This is a genomic window from Lentilactobacillus dabitei (assembly GCF_019061365.1).
Lineage (GTDB): Bacteria > Bacillota > Bacilli > Lactobacillales > Lactobacillaceae > Lentilactobacillus > Lentilactobacillus dabitei.
The window spans coordinates 1-16,529 of the sequence record NZ_JAHPPD010000030.1; the positions used below are offsets into that span (position 1 = coordinate 1).

Here is a 16,529-nt window from a genome sequence, read left to right on the forward strand (position 1 = left end):
CTGGGATAATTTTTCATAGCTTAAACTCGCTTTTTACATAGAAGTATATCAAAAATCATAGATCTTGGACAGCTTCTAAGACACCAACCACTGTTGCAATTAAAGCTAAGGTTGGAGATGTTACCAAGACTTATGATGGTACAACTACCTTTAAAGACGTGCCAACCGTTACTTTGAGTGGTAAATCCGTGTTGGCAACCCCAACCTTCACGGCTGCTGACTTCGACTGGAGTCAAGTGAAGGCTGATGCTGGCCAATACACAGTGACTTTGAACGCTGCCGGCATTAAGAAGATTACCGATGCCAATGATGGCACGACTTTAGCAACGAGTGACGTGACTGGTGGCAAGGTTACCATCAATAAGGCAGCGATTACGATTACCGCCAACGATGCAAGTAAGGTTCAAGGCCAAGCTGATCCAACCTTCACAGCAATGGTCATTGGTTTGCCAACGGCTGGGGTAAAGCCCGTTTATACGGTGACCCGGGCAGCTGGTGAAACGCCGGACACTTACGCCATTACCGTCACGGCAACTGATGCGGCCAATCCGAACTACATGATTACGGTGAAGGCTGGTCAATTCAAGATTGTTGCCAATGATTTCTCATGGCAGGCAATTTATGTCGATGAGGCGGGTAAGCAACTCGCCGATCCAGTTTCTGGTGATCATTTGAAGACTGATGACAGTTACACCACCACTGCTAAATATATTGACGGCTACTACTTAACCGCGATGCCAACGAACGCCACTGGCAAGATCGGCAACGCCAACGTGACTGTAAAATACGTTTATAACAAGGTCGGCAGCTACGCCATCGTTTCGCCAACTGGTCAGGTGACCAACGTGACCTATGTAGTGGACCACACCGACCCAACCAAGGTCAGTGCGCCAACCAATCAAGTTGTTCCATATATTAGCGGCTACTACGCCGTCGGTCCGAACGGCAATTTAACGCTGGTGGACAGTCAGAATCCGTCACGCGGCTATGTCTTGCCAGCCATTACCAACCCCGGGGCTGTTAGTTCAATCCGGTATGTCGCTGTCAATAACGGTGGCGGCAACGGTGGTAATGGTGGTAACGGCGGTGGCTCGGTCACCCCAAGTAACAACACCAACAATAGTAGCAACTCCAACTCGACAACCACCAACGGCACAACCATTTCTGGGAATAACGACCAGAATACGACTAATAGCGGCGATCAGAAGGCTAAGTCGACGACAACGAAGAAGCAGGGGGCCAAGAAATCCGCCAAAAAGACTGCTAAGAATGGCAAAACGACCAAGAAGGCGACTCAGAATAATAACAAGCTGGGTGCTTCTCAGAGGGTTACGAAGCCAAATGGTAATCAGACTCGCGGTGCTGGTCGCGGCGCTGGCTACACCAAGAACGGCACTGGCGTCACCAAGTTAAATTCAACAGTGACTGGCAATGGGCAAACTGGCCAGAATCGCAAGTTTCCGCAAAACCAACAGATCGAAAAAGCCACAACCTTACCACAAACTGGTGACAGTCATTCGGCAATCGCTTCGTTGATTGGTGTCGCATTGGCTGGATTGATGGGATTGTTTGGAATTAAGAAATGGAAAAAAGAAATTAAGTTTTAAATGAATTCGTGGAGTGATGAGGGAGCGCTCCCTTTGGAGCACCACTGATACATTGATTAAACGTGGTTCAGACGGCTGATCCCGGCCGCGTAAGGCAAACAGCTATCATTCCCAAAATCAGGAATAATAGCTGTTTGCCTTACACTCTGGGATCAAAACGCCTACCTCACCACTCTTATTTTTTAGAAAGAAGTTGACCCTATGTTTATCGATATGTTGCTAACCAACCCTGAGCGCCGGCAACTTCAATTAATCGAAGCGATTCGGTCGCAACGCCGGGTTGAATTTACCGAATTGTCCAAGCTATTAAAATGGCCTTACGTCTCAACGCAACAAGTCTATCGTCGGCTGGTCACCAACTATCAAGCCATTACTGGCAAGAAAATTTCCAAGCAGGCGCTGGTTGATCAGTGTGACTGGATCGATCGGGTCTTGACCCAGACGTTGGTTCGCAATTCAGTGGCGTACAGGTGCCTGTTAGCAGCGATCCGCGAGCAGCCCAAGCCATTATTGCCGGTTGGGAACACCACGATTTTGACCCGGCTGACCCCCTTTGTGAAGTGGTTAGCCGATCACAACCTGACTTATAACATGCGGACCAACGAGATTCAGGGGGATGAACGACTCATTCGAATCTTCGGCTGGCAGCTTTGTGAGTTGGGTAATGAAGATCTGAAGTTAACCGCCGATGAAGACAATTATTTGCAGGCCTTGGCCAAATCGGTGCCAGCCAAAGTGAAACAATCCCACGCGGTGACGCGCTTTTTACAAGTGACCGCCATTCGATTGAGCAAGTACAAGTATTTGACCCAGGAATCCCAACCGTCACCGAAGTCAAATCGCAACGAACTGATGCGATTTACCAGCCTGCCGGCTAAATCTCGGAACATTCAGTTTAATTTGGCCGAGGTCTACTGGCTGCAATACATGGTCACTTACAGTCCCTATTTTGTGGATACTCACATCACCAAGCTGGTGCGGCCCAAGGAGCGAGCGGTGTTACCATACTTGATTCAACTGGTGGTCAAAACCGTTATCACGCGGCTGCAGGTGTATCGATCACCACTGTATTTTGAAGAACTCGATGAATATTTAATGGAATCGATTCAATTTGCGATTCTGTTAAAGCAGCCGCCGATTAAGCTCAATGAGCCTGATGAGGTCGAAGCCATTCCGGAGTTGAAGCACATCGTTGCGGTTTTGACCAAGGACATTCCGGAGTTAACCCAATTCGCTGACGAGATGACGCAGGTATTGAGCCGGTACTTGGCACCCTTTATCTCGCAAAAACACGTTGAAGTCAGTTATCCGAACAAATTGGACGATTACGTGATCGGCGTGCTGCAGCAGCGTTTGATGACTCGTTTCATGAGTATTGACTGGCAATTGCGGCGGCTGCCGATTTCAACCGAAGTCACCACGCCCTTATTTCAGATCGTCGTGAGTCCGGCGAATCCTGCCAAGAACCAGTATTACTGGCTGCCGTGGTTAAGCATCGAGAACAACGTCAAGTTACTACTTGAAAAGATTGGCCGCTGGCTGCAAAGCGTCGTTTGGGTCACAAGTTCAGCGAAGGTACCAGTGGTAAAGTGAGGGGGAGTTTAGATGTTCAATTTTGAGGGAATTCGTTATTGTGATTGGGGTGACGACCGATGATTGTCACCATTATTGCAATTGTGTTCGCAATTTTAACCCTGATCGGCATCGGTGCTTGGATTTGGGCCGGGACGCATGATGGCCCGACTGGCTTGATGGCATTCTGGACGATTGTTGCCGCGGGTTGCTTGATTGTGAGTGTGGCCTACGGGGTTCATGCATACAATAACCGGTCGATTGCCCAGAGTAAGGTCACCCAAACTTCAGGTAAATTAAAAGGGACGACCTATTTTAATGCCCGGGCCAAACAAAAAAGCGCCCAGCAAAAACAGGCGTTGCGCGAAAAGGGGATTCTAAAGGAATTAAGGAACACGTATCGCGACGACATCGGCACGGTTACATTTGACGCGGCCAATAAAACCTACGTGGTCCAAGTAAAAAAGCATGACTACCATCAAGCACTGAAGATCGTGCGCAAACACCCCAAGCAAAACAAAAAGGCCCTGAAAACAATCAGGGCAAGCTTTACCGATGCTTCCAAGGCCATTGACAAAGCCCTCAAGCAGAAAGGGTATCGCCTCGTTTTGAAGGATGGTAATCGCGTGGTGTTGGCAGTTCGTGATGGGGTGATTGTGAGGGATGGATTGGTGAAGTAAGATATTGATGGATAATTTTAGAGATGTGTGATGGAGGCTGAGGTAACCTGGATGGTGCCTGGAGCCTCTTTTTTGTTGGTAGGTCGGGAGGCAGTTGCTTGACCCCACATCGCAAATCAAATATATTAATGATAATTTATGGGTGATATAGGTATGACGGGAGGTTTCTGTATGTCAAAAATGAAACAAAAAGTTGATAGAATCAGTGTCCGAATTTCTCCGGTCGTCAAGAAAAAGGCGCAGGAAAGATTGGAAGAAGTTGGGCTTAATTTGTCTGATTATGTTCAATATGCCCTTGCGAATATCGCCGAGGGTGAGAATGATTACTTAAATTCTCCTAGTGCTTTAGAAGCCAAGTACGAAGTAGAACATGGACAAGCAAAAACCATTGGAGATGGATCCGCGAAGGATTTCAAAAAATATATCAAAGATTTAGAAAGTGAAGTTGCTGATGGTCATGATCGGGAGACAGAATAGGTGTTTTGAGCGGTCTTTAAACAAAAAATCGTCAGCTTTTTTCAGCTAACGGCTTTGTTGGGTTTTTAAACACTGCGGTAAATCTGACTTCATTCATTTAATCGCCTAACTGCCGCTCCAATTCATCTGAGTTGGTAGCGCCTGGTAACTTCTTTTTGCCTTTAATATCATCAGCAATCTCTTGAATTGCCTTATTTTGTTCGACATTTGGCATTGAATAGTAACGAGGAAGCCCATCTGTTGCCACAGTAGCCACCTGGGCTTTCACAAAGGCTGACAGTGTAATCTGATGTTTGGTTAATTCTGCAACTGCTTTTTCTTTGACATCGTCATCAATTCTAACTTCAATTCTTGCCATAGTAATCACCTCTGCGTTGTATTGTACTACGTATGACGTACATTGGAAACAATCTAGCTCTTAAATAGTTGTTAATGTCTGGCGGTGTTCTTTACATCCCACAGGGGTATCATGTTGATCGCATGAGTGTTGAGCTGCATCAAAACCAGCAAAAAAATAACCACCTCATCATCAGCAAGCGGTTATCAAACAACGTTAAATTACCGTTCTATTAGATAGGAAGTTCTGTTTACGCGGAGCTTCTTTTTTGTGTTTTCATCCGTCACTTTTCATTAATCACTTTCAACCAATCCTGTTTAACGGCGTCTTCCGAAAACTTGTGCAGTGGCGCCATTGCCTGTTCACTATACGTTTTCAGCAAATCGCGGTTCATCAAGAGGTGCTTGATGGTTTCAAACAGTGCCTTGGTGTCGTCAGGCTTGATTAGCTGGCCGTTGACGCCATTTTTGACCATTTCAGAAGGGCCATAGTTGATATCGTAACTGACAACCGGGCAGCCGTGACCGAGCGCTTCTAAAACGGCCATCGAAAAGCCCTCGTACTGGCTGGTTAATACCAATAGGTCGGCGGTTTCGTACACGGCCGTTAAGTCCTGGAGATAACCACAAAAATGGATAAAGGAGTCGGCGTGATTGTCGATGACCGAGCGATGAAGCTGGTTGACGGTTGTCGGATCGCTAGTAGAATCCTCGTATCCATAAATTTTGAGGTCAACGTATGGCAAGATCTCATGCAGCGATCGCGTGATATCAATAATATGATCTAGTTGCTTTAATTTGGTGACCCGTGCCACTGCAATAAGCTGGTAAGGTTTGCGGTTACTAAAGTCAAAGTGGGCATTGAACCGCTTGTTTGGCAGATAGCTGACCGGCACCGTGTAAGCGTTGGTGCCTGGGATTCGGGCATGGACGTCAGCGGTTTCGTTAATCGTTGATGAAATAATGCCGGTTAACTTATTAGTCATTGTTGAGATGATTTTGACGTACGGGTAAAATTTCCCGTTCCGTTGGGCATTTTCAGTGAAGATGGAATGAAGGATCACATAACGTTTGGCGGGCCGCTGCATTAACTTGAATGGCTTGACCGCAATGTCCTCACGGTCGCAATAGAAACGGGGGTCATCGTCTGAGACGGCCAGACAATCCAAAAAGTAGGCCATCAAGTGATCGAGGTCGTCGAATTGCAAGTGGCGACCATCGTGGGTCAACATGATCAAGCTCAGGACGGGCTGGTTGTTGGCGCCACCGTGGTAGCGCAAGACAATTACCGCTTTGCCGGCTTGATCGTAATAGGCGCGGCTATTGAGCTTACCGCCGTCATCGAAATATTCTGAGTAGGACAGCCGGTTGCCCTCATAAAAATCGCGGCGGTCAGTAAAGCCCCACTGATCAATGTAATCGACGTAATCAATTTCAGAATTAGCCAGCGTAATTTTGACTCGGACTTTGCCGTCAACCAGCCCCACGTTGTCGTGGATCGGCAGATTGGTGAGCTGCTTGATCAAAGTGGCCGTGTCAGCGCTGGGTTCCATACTTGGCTGACCTCCTTGAAAATACTGAAACAGGTTGATGACTCGACCGGCAATTCCTAATTTTTGCCAAGTTCTGGCAGCGTTTCTGACATCATTCTTGGTGACAATATAGGCTGGCTGACCCAGATCGTCAAACAAATGCAGGCGCTGGATCTCCGCGATTTCAATTGCGGAGGTGTAATCGTCAATTTGAGAAGTAATAAAATAATGGGTCATAAGTCACCATCCAAAGTTAATTTTATGAGAAGGGTTCCCGCCAATTGCTTCTGTCCTTGTTAGCGGTGCCAAAATTAATCGTGCCACTCAACACGGCGAAAAACTGGCCCAGTTGAGTATGAGCGGGATTGCCACCAGGAAGCTGTTTGACAACTTGATGAGGTTGGAGAACAGGATTGGTTATTTTGGCGGGGTTGGGTTGTTGTAATTCCGATAATTTAAGGTTAGCTGCGAGTTCCTTCATTGGATTAGGCACATTAGTGTCCAGAACCGGGGTGATTCGCTTGACTCGGGCCTTTTGCGGCTTGCTTTTTAGCGATCGCTGCGGGGCTTGGGTCGTCTGTGTCGGCGCTAGCGTTGGTGAGGCAACAGTTATCGGCAAAGTGTATTTCGCAATCAAAGTGAAGGGGTCTGATTGCGTGACCTTTTCGGCAGTGGCGACCGCGATCCCGGCTTCAGGAGCCATCGTTGCGGAGGCTGGCTTAGTTCTTGTTTTACCCAGCTTTTTAGCTGGTCTGAAAGTCGTCTTAGGTACCTCGATGAGCCGTGGTGAATTATTTTGCCGTTCGTTAGTCACCGTTGGCGTGATGGTCGTAGGTTCGATGACTGCCGGTTGTTGGTCAACGGTTGTGGGCGCCGTTGGTTGTGGATTAGGCGTAATGGGCTGGCTAGGTGTCGGTTCTGGATTAACGGGCGTGATCGGTGTAACCGGAGTCACTGGTGGGGTAACGGGCGTTTTCTTGTAGACGTACTTAAGGATTAGTTGCCCCTTATCATTGAGCAAGCCATAGTCAAAGGAACTGTCCCATTTGCCACTTAAGCTCGTTGGGGAACTCACCAACTGATAGCCAGCAAGGTCTGTCGATTGAGTGGTCCAACTGCCGCCGTATTCCAGGCCAGCGTTATCGGCTGCATTCACTGGAATCGGGTCGCCAATTTGGTTGCCAGCTTCATCAGTGTTCACAATGTACACGGGGATGGTTAAGATCTTGCCGTAATTGGTGAAGGTATGATTTTTGGTCGTTAAATTAAAGGAAATATCGACCCCCTGATAATTTTTAAGCAGGTAAATTCGGTTGTCGTTGGTAAAATCGGTCAGTAATTTTCGGAGGTTAGCCAACAAACTATTGCCGTCAGTCACGTCAGTTGTTGGCTCAATCAGCTCATTTTCGATGCTGCTTGTGAACCGATAACTTTTTAGCAGTTGATAATCAGCTTGGTTGGCGGCGTTGAATTTGGTTAAATATTGGTTGAGCATCGTGTTCAACTCAGTGACCTTATCTTCAGTGATGGGAATTGAAACGTTACGATTGGGATTGCTGATGCTGTCGGTCGAGACAGTTGATGGGTCAGTCGTGGATTTTGCTGCCCTGGCGGCGCTTGATTGATTTGAAGCTACTGAACTCGCTGTTGAAGCGGAAGTTGCTGTCGAAGTCGAAGTGGCCTGAGCTTCAGATGATACAGCGGCCGGCTGAGAGGTCGGTTGAGGGGTGGTGCCTTTATCAGCAGTTATCGGTTGGGATGCCAAAGTGGTACTGGTTGGGGCTGCTGCATCGCTGGTGGTATTTGAGTCAACCGTTGCTGTTGGGGTGGCGGTGGCCCCACTGTCAGTGGAACTGGTTTCAGCTGCTGCAGTTTGAGTTGAATCAGGGCTTGTTGCGGTTGCAGAAGTGCCAGCATCCCCCGTTGTTTGCGAGGTAGTTGTGAAGTCATCAGCTGAAACATTGACTGGTGCTGCATTGATGACGCTCCAGAGTAAGGGCAGCATCCCCAGCCAAACGACTTTTTTATAAGTGTGGATTTGGTGTTCCATCGTCAGGATCCTCCCTGGATAATGGTGAATTTTGATCGGTCAGGTTGTTAACTTTAGCCTGTTTAAGACGCACGATGCTATCCCCGAGGTCAGCCCAGTCATCCGGTGAGGGTGGGTCCCGCCAAACGGTTTGGGATTTGTTGACACTAGTGGAATAGAAGTCTGATAAATAGATGTCGGTGGTTCTGGAAAGGTTGGATTCAATCACAATGTTGGCATTCGCGAACCCTTCCAAGGTACTCATGATGTAGTTGTTATAAATGCTGCCTTGAGAGAAATCGACACAGATATGCACCTTATCCAGCAGCAAGTCCTTTGGAATGGTGGTAATGAAGGCAAACATATAGTCGAAATAAAGGTTGGCGGATTCGCGCTGATTGAGCCGCATCAGTTTCTTACTTTTGATGTCGTTGATGTAACGATTAATAATTGTGTGGAAAATCGGATAAGTTTGCTGGAAAAAGCTGACTTGTTCCAGTGAAATGAATGTGGTTGGTTCAATGTATAGCGTAATAAACCGCAAGTGGATGCAGGTCAGCGCGGAATATAAATCGGTTGGGTCAAACTTGGTTGGGTCATTGAGCATCCCGACCGCTCGTATCTGATCCACCAAGTCGTTAGTCAGTTTGTAAGCCAAGGGATAATCGTCCTTGGTTAATACGCGTTGGATGCCGTTAACATATTCTTGGGTTAGCAAAAAGGTATACAGGTAATTTAACTCTTCCTTTTTGACATCAACGTTAAACTGTTCCTGAATGAATGTTTGAATGCTGGTGAGCTTTTCCGTCACATCCGGCATAATGTTTGCTGGCGAAATGAGCTTGTCAGTGAGGTTATTCCCGTTTTGCATTCGGAGAATCCAGATTTTAAGAAAGATTTCCAATTTGCTTTTTTGAATGGGTTTGAGAATAAAGGAAAATTGCGCTTGGATCCGAATAATGAGGTTATTGATTTTGACATTCATGTCCTCAAACGGACTGTCGATGCCATTAAAGGCGGTGTAGAAGAACTCAAAAATGTGTAGTCTAAGCACATATTCAGGATTTTTAATGATATTTGGCGACTGATAAAAGTCGGAGTCCTTTAGAATTTGTTTGAGTTCCACGCCGGACGCGTAAAATTTAGTTTTACTAATGAAATTTTGCTTCATGAAAGTGGCTTTGGACACCGTCTTAGTTTGTAAGAAGTTATATTGGAATAAGGCAAAAAGAACAGACCGCTTCAGATACAAGAGCCGGATCTCATTCATGACCGTTGTGGTAATATTTTCGCCTTTTAGGATGTTTTTATCGGGTGAGGTAATTTTGGGACTTTTGCTGTAGTGAACCTGAGCGAGATCATTGTTAATGGTTGTGAGCAGTTGATTAAGCTTGTATTCTGATATCGGTAAAGTGTCAAGAATTGAAGACACTATCACAATCATATTTCTCCGGACGAAGAATTTCTGCAGCAGTGAAAAAGCCAACTGATCATTTTTTTCGAAGAATAATGTATAGTCCATCATAACTCACCCCTATTTCTGTCAATTGAGTTTGTGAAATGGATGAGATTTCACAATGAAATGATCCAAAGGGGTAATCCCAAATCTTTGTAATCATAAACCCTAGCAACTAAATTATCAGCTATTTAATAAGGTGGGTCAAATTAGTTCTAGACCTTAAGGAAATGGATCCATCGCCTGCTATATAAGCGATTACGCATCTTTTACAAACCAACACTGTTAAATGTGGTTTCCGTACTTTTTGAGTTTTAAAAGAAAGACTAGGAATAATATTTTTGGGGCATCAATTTAAAAAAATGACGTCAACGATTACAATTCGTTTAAATTAATTACGATTGTGATGATAATTGTATTAATATAATGCCTTCAATTCCCTGATATGAAGCGGTTAAGCGCCACAAATGTATCTGCATTTTAACATATATTTCTTGATAACAAATGATTATGACTATAAGGAATTTGGTCTGGAATTGAACATCTTTCAAATTTGGGCTTAACAAGTCACTTTGCTTATAATGAGAGTGTCTTTAGGCCAGCTTCGTTAAGTAGAAACTGTTCATAAGCAACTCAACCGCAACTCCCTCAAACCTGAGCTGACGATTAGGGGGGCTGCTGGCCAGGCTCTGGCGGTTTAGCGAGGCTGACACTATTTTTTGGAGGGGATTTTATGGATTACGATTTGATTGATCTTGGGGGATTTACTCGCAAGAACACCAAAATTTTAATGGATACACCAGATATTCAACGAACCAGAAGTGAATTCGACCATCGCTTGATTTTGATTACCGAAGTGGATAAGAAGAACAAGCAAATTAAGGTCAGTTCAAACTTTCAGTGGGAACAAATTGGCAAGAAGTGGCGGCAAAATGTGTCGTTACATAATGATCACTTTGAGGATGAGCGGGCCTAGCAAAGCGCTTAGAAGCCGGAGCCTAAGTCTCCACCACCAGAAATCCTGGTTTTGGGATTTTTGGTGGTGGTGCTTAGGTGTCGACTTCTGCTTTGCGGAGCACCACTCGGCTATATAATGGCGACCAAAGCTGATACCCAAACGATTGCTGTTTTCACAGTAGAACCAAGAACAGGCACGACCAAATCCGAGAAGGGAAGCCTTCCTGAATTTGGTCGTGTCTGTTTTTGTTTAGCGAGATTTCGAACCTTCGCTTTGAATTGTTGGCTATTCGTAAAGGCTAACTTCATAGCAGCACTTCCATATAAGAATTAATTTTGGCCCTCACGTGAAATAAATCAGCGTACTGAATCAAGCGGCCAATGTCCTTTTGTTTGAGTTGCACGTAGCGCACCATCGCCTGCCGAATCGTCTCTGAGTCTGAAGCATCGCGGGTTCGTAAAATATCGCATAAGGTGCGTTCAATATTATAAACGCGGACCTGATGTTGTCCTGGCGTCAGTACCTCTTCGATTCCCAAGGAGTACCATTCTGGTTTCTGGTAATAAGCTTTAACCGGGTATTGTTTGATTGCCGGGGCATGGTACCGAGACGGAAAGTTCAGCTGGTAGTGATCGGGGGTCCGATCAATCAGGTGATGCAAAAATAGCGCGGTGTCCTTAAAAAAGATACCGCGTTTAAACCGATATTGAAGAATATACAGATCATCTTCAAACATCGCTGGATCAATATAAACTCCCCGATCAACTCGTTCTAGTTGGCCGCGGTTAGCTAGATCAATCAATAGGTGCGGGTTTAACCCTAACTTCTTAACGTCGTCAACAGTTATCTGACCATTGTTCTGCCGCATAAACGAATCAATGATTGATCCCATATTAATCACCTCACGTAACACACGTTATTATACCATAAAAGGACGTGTACTACGTGAATTGATGTATTCCCAACTGATTCCATACTTAGTCACAACCGATCTTTTTACATACTTAACAGACATTAACCCCACGGCGGATACCTCTCTGGTGTCTCCACTTATAAGCTAGCAATTAGTTCATTTGACTGACTGGATCAAAATAGTACCGAAAATATGCTTGATCAGATTGATTTTAGTTAACTAAACTAGCAATCCTTTGTTAAAATAACGGTGCAACATTTATTCGCAATTTATTGGTCATGATGGAGGATTCGTTCATGGATGGATCATTGAAACGCAATATTAGTTTTTTTGGCTTAGTGTCGCTTGGTGCTGGCGGTGTTATTGGGAGTAGTTGGATCTACACCAATAGCCAATTTTTCAAAGTTTATGGTGCCGGTGGTGAAATCTTCGGCTTGCTGGTTGCGTCTGCTTTGGCCGTATTGGTCTCATTGTCGTTTGCCGAATTGTCGACTATCTTTTCCCGTTCTGGCGGCGAAGTGGTGTACGGGTATGCCGCCTTTGGTAAGAAAGGGGCATTGTTTGCCGGCTGGGCGCTGCTTGGGGCGTATCTGAGCATCTTGGCGTTCTTTGTGACGGCATCCAGTTTACTGATTTCGACGATTTTCCCCCAAATTGCAGTGGGACCGTATTATACATTTGCGGGTGTGCGGGTGCACTTAACCGAACTGGCGATTGGGGTCGGCTTTACATTACTCATTTTCCTGGTGAATTATTTGGGCGCTAGATTGACTGGTTACGTACAAATCATTTTGTTCCTATTGCTGGTTGGGTTAGGCTTATCGCTGGTTGTCGTGGGCTTTGTCCGTGGGCGTGCCAGCAATTTCATGCCAGCGTTTTCGAATGGACAGAATCAGGTATCTTCGGTATTCCGCTTTATTTTACCGGCGATGACGTTTTTGACCGGTTGGGAGTCGGTCGCGGTGATGGCCGAGGAAACCAACATTCCCCGCAGACGCATCGGCTTGGTGGTTGTCTTATCAATCGTGATTGCAGCGATCTATTACTGCTCCGTGCTCCTTTCCTCGGCGTGGGTCTACCCATGGGAAAAAACCGCCAATATGCAAATGGGGACCATCGATGCGTTCAAAGCAGCCGGTTTTCCAATTCTGAGTATCTTTGCCTACCTGATTTCATTCTTGGGGTTAGCTACCAGTTTCTTGTCGCTATTTGCAGCGGCGCCCAGATTGATTTTCGCTTTGGCACGGGGGAATATTCTCCCTAAGGCTTTTGCTAAAGTTCACCCAAAGTATGGCACCCCGACAAATGCTTTGTGGTTAGTACTGGCATTGGTTTTGGGTGTCGGCTGGTTAGGAAAAGGGGCTCTGGTCTATTTCCTTGATATGGGCGGTTTCCTAATTGCACTGGCTTGGTCATTCAGTACATTTTGTTTGCTCAAGATTCGCCGAAAGTATCCGACATTAAAGGGCGGCTTTCGCAATCAACATTTAATTGCCCCAACAATTGGTGGGGTCGTAGCGCTGGGAGTGGCCTTATTGACGCTGATTCCCGGGACACCGGTCTCATTAGTGTGGCCGGCTGAATACGTGATCCTCGCAATTTGGGTGGTATTTGGCCTGGCCAGCTACCTGATCAAGCGCAAGGATAAAACCGTGTCCAGCGACTTTTTGGGGAAGCACTTTGAATCGATTATTGATGAGCAGATTGACGATCGAAAATCGTGAGTGGTAACCCAATGCTGCGGGACGATCCTCGTATTGAAGTGCTGATTGAACAGTATTAATTCCAATCTAACTGGCTCGGGTAAAAATCAATTTGCCTGAGCCTTTTAATTACACCACAAATGTTCATAAACGAGCTAATCGTTTGTTGGAAGCATCCATTCAGCTTTAAAATCAAAATCAAAACGAGTTTTCAAAGAATGAAAGTTTGAGAAATTAATCTGAATTGGTTTTTCATAAAAACAAGTAAAATAAAGTAAAGATCATTATTTGAATTCACGAGATCTGTCTAAATTGATATATCAGTCACTTGTCACAATCCGATATCATTCAAGGCTTTACGAAAATTAGCGATCCCTACAACCGCAACATTGTAACCGATATCACTTGAAATAGATGTGAAAACTATTGGAAGTTAATGAAAAAATATTGTAAAATCTACTTTAATGAACATAATTCACTTTCACAATTAAGAGGCATGAAGGCGGATTTTGATGTCATCAATATTGAATGACGGAGAGGAGAATCGATTTGGATAGCGTAAAAAATGAAGTTAAAACTTATCCAGCTTACCTCACAGGAGAATGGCGAGAAAGTCAATCTCAAAAAACAATTGTGATTAAGTCACCTTGGAAACATGAGGTGATCGGCAACGTGCAGGCCGTCACTCAGCCAGAAGTTGATGAGAGTATTCAAGCAGCCAAAGAAGCCCAACATTCATGGGCGAAGCTCTCACTTGGCGACCGTGGTCAGTATCTCAACCGCTGGGCGGACGAACTCGAAGAAGCAAAGGACGATATCGCAACCTCATTAATGAACGAGGTTGGTAAAAATTTCAAGAGCGCTGAAGGTGAAGTGCAACGAACCATTGATTTGGTCCGTTACACCGTTCAAGAAGCTTTGCATATGCATGGCCAAAGTGTTCGTGGCGACGGTTTTCCCGGCGGTTCCAAGAATAAATTAGGAATCATTGAACGGGTACCGCTTGGAGTGGTGCTTGCAATTTCACCATTCAATTACCCCGTTAATTTAGCAGCATCTAAAATTGCCCCCGCTTTAATAGCCGGTAACGCGGTTATTTTCAAGCCGGCAACCCAGGGTTCCATTACTGGTATTAAGATGATTCAGGCATTAGATCGAGCTGGTTTTCCTAAGGGCATTTTAAGCTTGATAACAGGCCATGGATCTGAAATCGGCGATTATTTAACCGAACACCCCGGCATTAATATGATTAGTTTTACCGGCAGTACCCAAACTGGTAAACATTTATCACAGAAGTCAATTATGATTCCGCTGGTTCTTGAATTAGGTGGGAAGGACCCCGCAATCGTCTGCGACGACGCTGATTTGGATAAGACGGCTGATAACATTGTCAAAGGCGCTTATTCATATTCAGGCCAACGTTGTACCGCCGTTAAACGGGTGCTGGTTGACGACAAAGTTGCTGATGAACTTGTTGCCAAGTTAAAAGAAAAGGTCGAAAACCTGTCAGTTGGCTCACCAGTTAACGACAGTGCGATTGTCCCATTGATTGATGATAAGGCTGCTGACTTTGTTCAGGGATTGATTGACGATGCCTTGGATAAAGGGGCCACTTTAGTGAGTGGTAACAAACGGGATGGCAACTTGCTTCAACCAACGTTGCTGGACAATGTGACCGAGGACATGGATATTGCTTGGATTGAACCATTTGGCCCAGTCTTACCAGTTATTCGGGTTCACTCAGTTGATCAAGCGGTTGAAATTGCCAACAAATCAAACTTTGGTTTACAAGCCAGTGTCTTCACTCAGGATATTGACAAAGCCCTTGAAATTGCCGGTGCTGTTGAGGTTGGAACCGTTCAAGTTAATGGTCGCCCACAACGGGGGCCTGACAACTTCCCATTCTTAGGCGTTAAGGCGTCAGGAATGGGAACCCAAGGTGTTCATAACAGTATTCTTTCAATGTCACGAGAGAAATTAACCGTTATTAATTTAAAACCATAAACGAAGAATTCCACATAGAGATAGATTGATGTTTCATGTGAAACATTAAGAAAGCCACGGATTCAGGATTATTCCATTGATAAGCGGAATAATGGTGCCTGATAATCCATGGCTTTTTGTTTAAAAGAGCTTCATTTTAGTACATTAGCTGTTAATCGTGAGGGTAAGGATTGGCATCTCTCAGAATTTCCATTGAGGTGTGAAACTTAGCTATGGGGTAACTACTTCAGATTAGGTTACCAAATTAATTGGTCTGTTTGATGCTACAAGTGTTGCCAATTAAACAAAAAAGTGAAAATAATTTACAAATCAAAGCAAACCAGGTATGCTATATTTGTGAACTAAGTAACTATAGCAGGTCAATTATGGCCATATCGGAGGTAGTCAAATGACAGATAGATTAAAAGGAAAAGTTGCGATTGTAACCGGCGGGACTCTGGGGATTGGCTTGGCCATCGCGGACAAGTTCGTTGAGGAAGGCGCTAAAGTTGTGATCACTGGCCGGCATGCTGATGTTGGCGAGAAAGCTGCCAAATCGATTGGCGGTCAGGATGTGATTCGGTTCATGCAACACGATGCCTCCGACGAAGCTGGTTGGACAAAATTATTTGATGATACTGAAAAAGCATTTGGTCAAGTGACCACCATCGTTAATAATGCCGGTATTGCTGTTAGTAAGAGTGTTGAAAACACGACTACTGAAGAATGGCGAAAATTACTTTCAGTTAACTTAGATGGGGTCTTCTTTGGGACTCGTTTAGGTATTCAGCGAATGAAGAACAAACACTTGGGGGCATCGATTATTAACATGTCTTCAATTGAAGGATTTGTTGGCGATCCAACTTTGGGTGCTTACAATGCATCTAAAGGGGCGGTTCGAATTATGTCCAAATCAGCTGCTCTGGATTGTGCTTTGAAAGATTACGATGTCCGGGTTAACACGGTTCATCCAGGTTACATCAAGACACCACTAGTTGATGACTTGGAAGGTGCCGAAGAAATGATGTCCCAACGTAGCAAAACGCCAATGGGCCATATTGGCGAACCAAACGATATTGCTTGGATCTGCGTTTATTTGGCCTCAAACGAGTCGAAGTTTGCAACCGGAGCAGAATTCGTTGTGGATGGTGGTTATACGGCTCAATAAACTGTAAATATTAGCTGGTTGATTTGAACTCCCCTAGGGGCTAAAATCAACCAGCTTTTTGTTTCGGAACAAATGTTTACAAGAGTCACAAAAAACAAATGCCCTACGCAATTCC

Annotated in this window: 13 protein-coding genes; 8 read left to right on the plus strand and 5 right to left on the minus strand. The window is 45.1% G+C overall.

What is annotated here, in order from left to right:
• Positions 1-98: 98 nt before the first annotated feature.
• The 4 genes from KTE19_RS13960 to KTE19_RS06175 all read left to right on the plus strand — a co-directional run bounded on the left by KTE19_RS13960 (position 99) and on the right by KTE19_RS06175 (position 4,336).
• On the plus strand, positions 99-1,607 hold the full coding sequence (locus KTE19_RS13960) for an MBG domain-containing protein (protein WP_347339404.1): 1,509 nt from the start codon (positions 99-101) through the stop codon (positions 1,605-1,607).
• A 201-nt stretch (positions 1,608-1,808) separates the two neighbouring features.
• Positions 1,809-3,200 (plus strand): hypothetical protein, encoded by a 1,392-nt coding sequence (locus tag KTE19_RS06165; RefSeq protein WP_217341861.1) that lies wholly within the window; start codon positions 1,809-1,811, stop codon positions 3,198-3,200.
• Positions 3,201-3,259: 59 nt separating this feature from the next.
• Positions 3,260-3,859 carry a hypothetical protein gene (locus tag KTE19_RS06170; RefSeq protein ID WP_217341862.1) on the plus strand — a complete coding sequence of 200 codons (600 nt, stop codon included), beginning with the start codon at positions 3,260-3,262 and terminating at the stop codon, positions 3,857-3,859.
• Positions 3,860-4,030: 171 nt separating this feature from the next.
• Positions 4,031-4,336 (plus strand): RelB, encoded by a 306-nt coding sequence (locus KTE19_RS06175; protein WP_217341863.1) that lies wholly within the window; start codon positions 4,031-4,033, stop codon positions 4,334-4,336.
• Positions 4,337-4,433: 97 nt separating this feature from the next.
• Here the strand turns inward: KTE19_RS06175 and KTE19_RS06180 are convergent, their stop codons facing one another.
• The 4 genes from KTE19_RS06180 to KTE19_RS06195 all read right to left on the minus strand — a co-directional run bounded on the left by KTE19_RS06180 (position 4,434) and on the right by KTE19_RS06195 (position 9,755).
• Positions 4,434-4,694 carry a type II toxin-antitoxin system RelB/DinJ family antitoxin gene (locus KTE19_RS06180; protein ID WP_217341864.1) on the minus strand — a complete coding sequence of 87 codons (261 nt, stop codon included), beginning with the start codon at positions 4,692-4,694 and terminating at the stop codon, positions 4,434-4,436.
• Positions 4,695-4,956: 262 nt separating this feature from the next.
• Positions 4,957-6,441, minus strand: a complete 1,485-nt coding sequence (locus KTE19_RS06185; RefSeq protein ID WP_217341865.1) for a glycosyltransferase — start codon at positions 6,439-6,441, stop codon at positions 4,957-4,959.
• 22 nt (positions 6,442-6,463) lie between these two features.
• On the minus strand, positions 6,464-8,254 hold the full coding sequence (locus KTE19_RS06190; protein WP_217341866.1) for a hypothetical protein: 1,791 nt from the start codon (positions 8,252-8,254) through the stop codon (positions 6,464-6,466).
• Positions 8,229-9,755, minus strand: a complete 1,527-nt coding sequence (locus KTE19_RS06195; protein ID WP_217341867.1) for a helix-turn-helix domain-containing protein — start codon at positions 9,753-9,755, stop codon at positions 8,229-8,231. The genes KTE19_RS06190 and KTE19_RS06195 overlap by 26 nt, the downstream gene beginning before the upstream one ends.
• 667 nt (positions 9,756-10,422) lie before the next feature.
• On the opposite strand from KTE19_RS06195, the gene KTE19_RS06200 reads away from it, so the two are divergent.
• On the plus strand, positions 10,423-10,665 hold the full coding sequence (locus KTE19_RS06200) for a hypothetical protein (protein WP_217341868.1): 243 nt from the start codon (positions 10,423-10,425) through the stop codon (positions 10,663-10,665).
• Positions 10,666-10,951: 286 nt separating this feature from the next.
• Here the strand turns inward: KTE19_RS06200 and KTE19_RS06205 are convergent, their stop codons facing one another.
• Entirely contained in the window at positions 10,952-11,539 is a 588-nt protein-coding gene (locus KTE19_RS06205) for a type IV toxin-antitoxin system AbiEi family antitoxin domain-containing protein (protein ID WP_217341869.1), read from the minus strand.
• Positions 11,540-11,856: 317 nt separating this feature from the next.
• Between KTE19_RS06205 and KTE19_RS06210 the strand changes: the two genes are divergently transcribed.
• From KTE19_RS06210 to KTE19_RS06220, 3 genes are all read left to right on the plus strand, one after another.
• Positions 11,857-13,284 carry an APC family permease gene (locus tag KTE19_RS06210; protein WP_217341870.1) on the plus strand — a complete coding sequence of 476 codons (1,428 nt, stop codon included), beginning with the start codon at positions 11,857-11,859 and terminating at the stop codon, positions 13,282-13,284.
• 528 nt (positions 13,285-13,812) lie between these two features.
• A complete protein-coding gene (locus tag KTE19_RS06215; protein WP_283817070.1) occupies positions 13,813-15,267 on the plus strand; it encodes an NADP-dependent glyceraldehyde-3-phosphate dehydrogenase in 1,455 nt (484 codons plus the stop codon).
• A gap of 388 nt (positions 15,268-15,655) precedes the next feature.
• The gene (locus tag KTE19_RS06220; protein ID WP_217341872.1) at positions 15,656-16,414 is read left to right on the plus strand and encodes an NADP-dependent (R)-specific alcohol dehydrogenase; all 759 of its coding nucleotides are present in this window, start codon (positions 15,656-15,658) and stop codon (positions 16,412-16,414) included.
• Positions 16,415-16,529 lie beyond the last annotated feature (115 nt).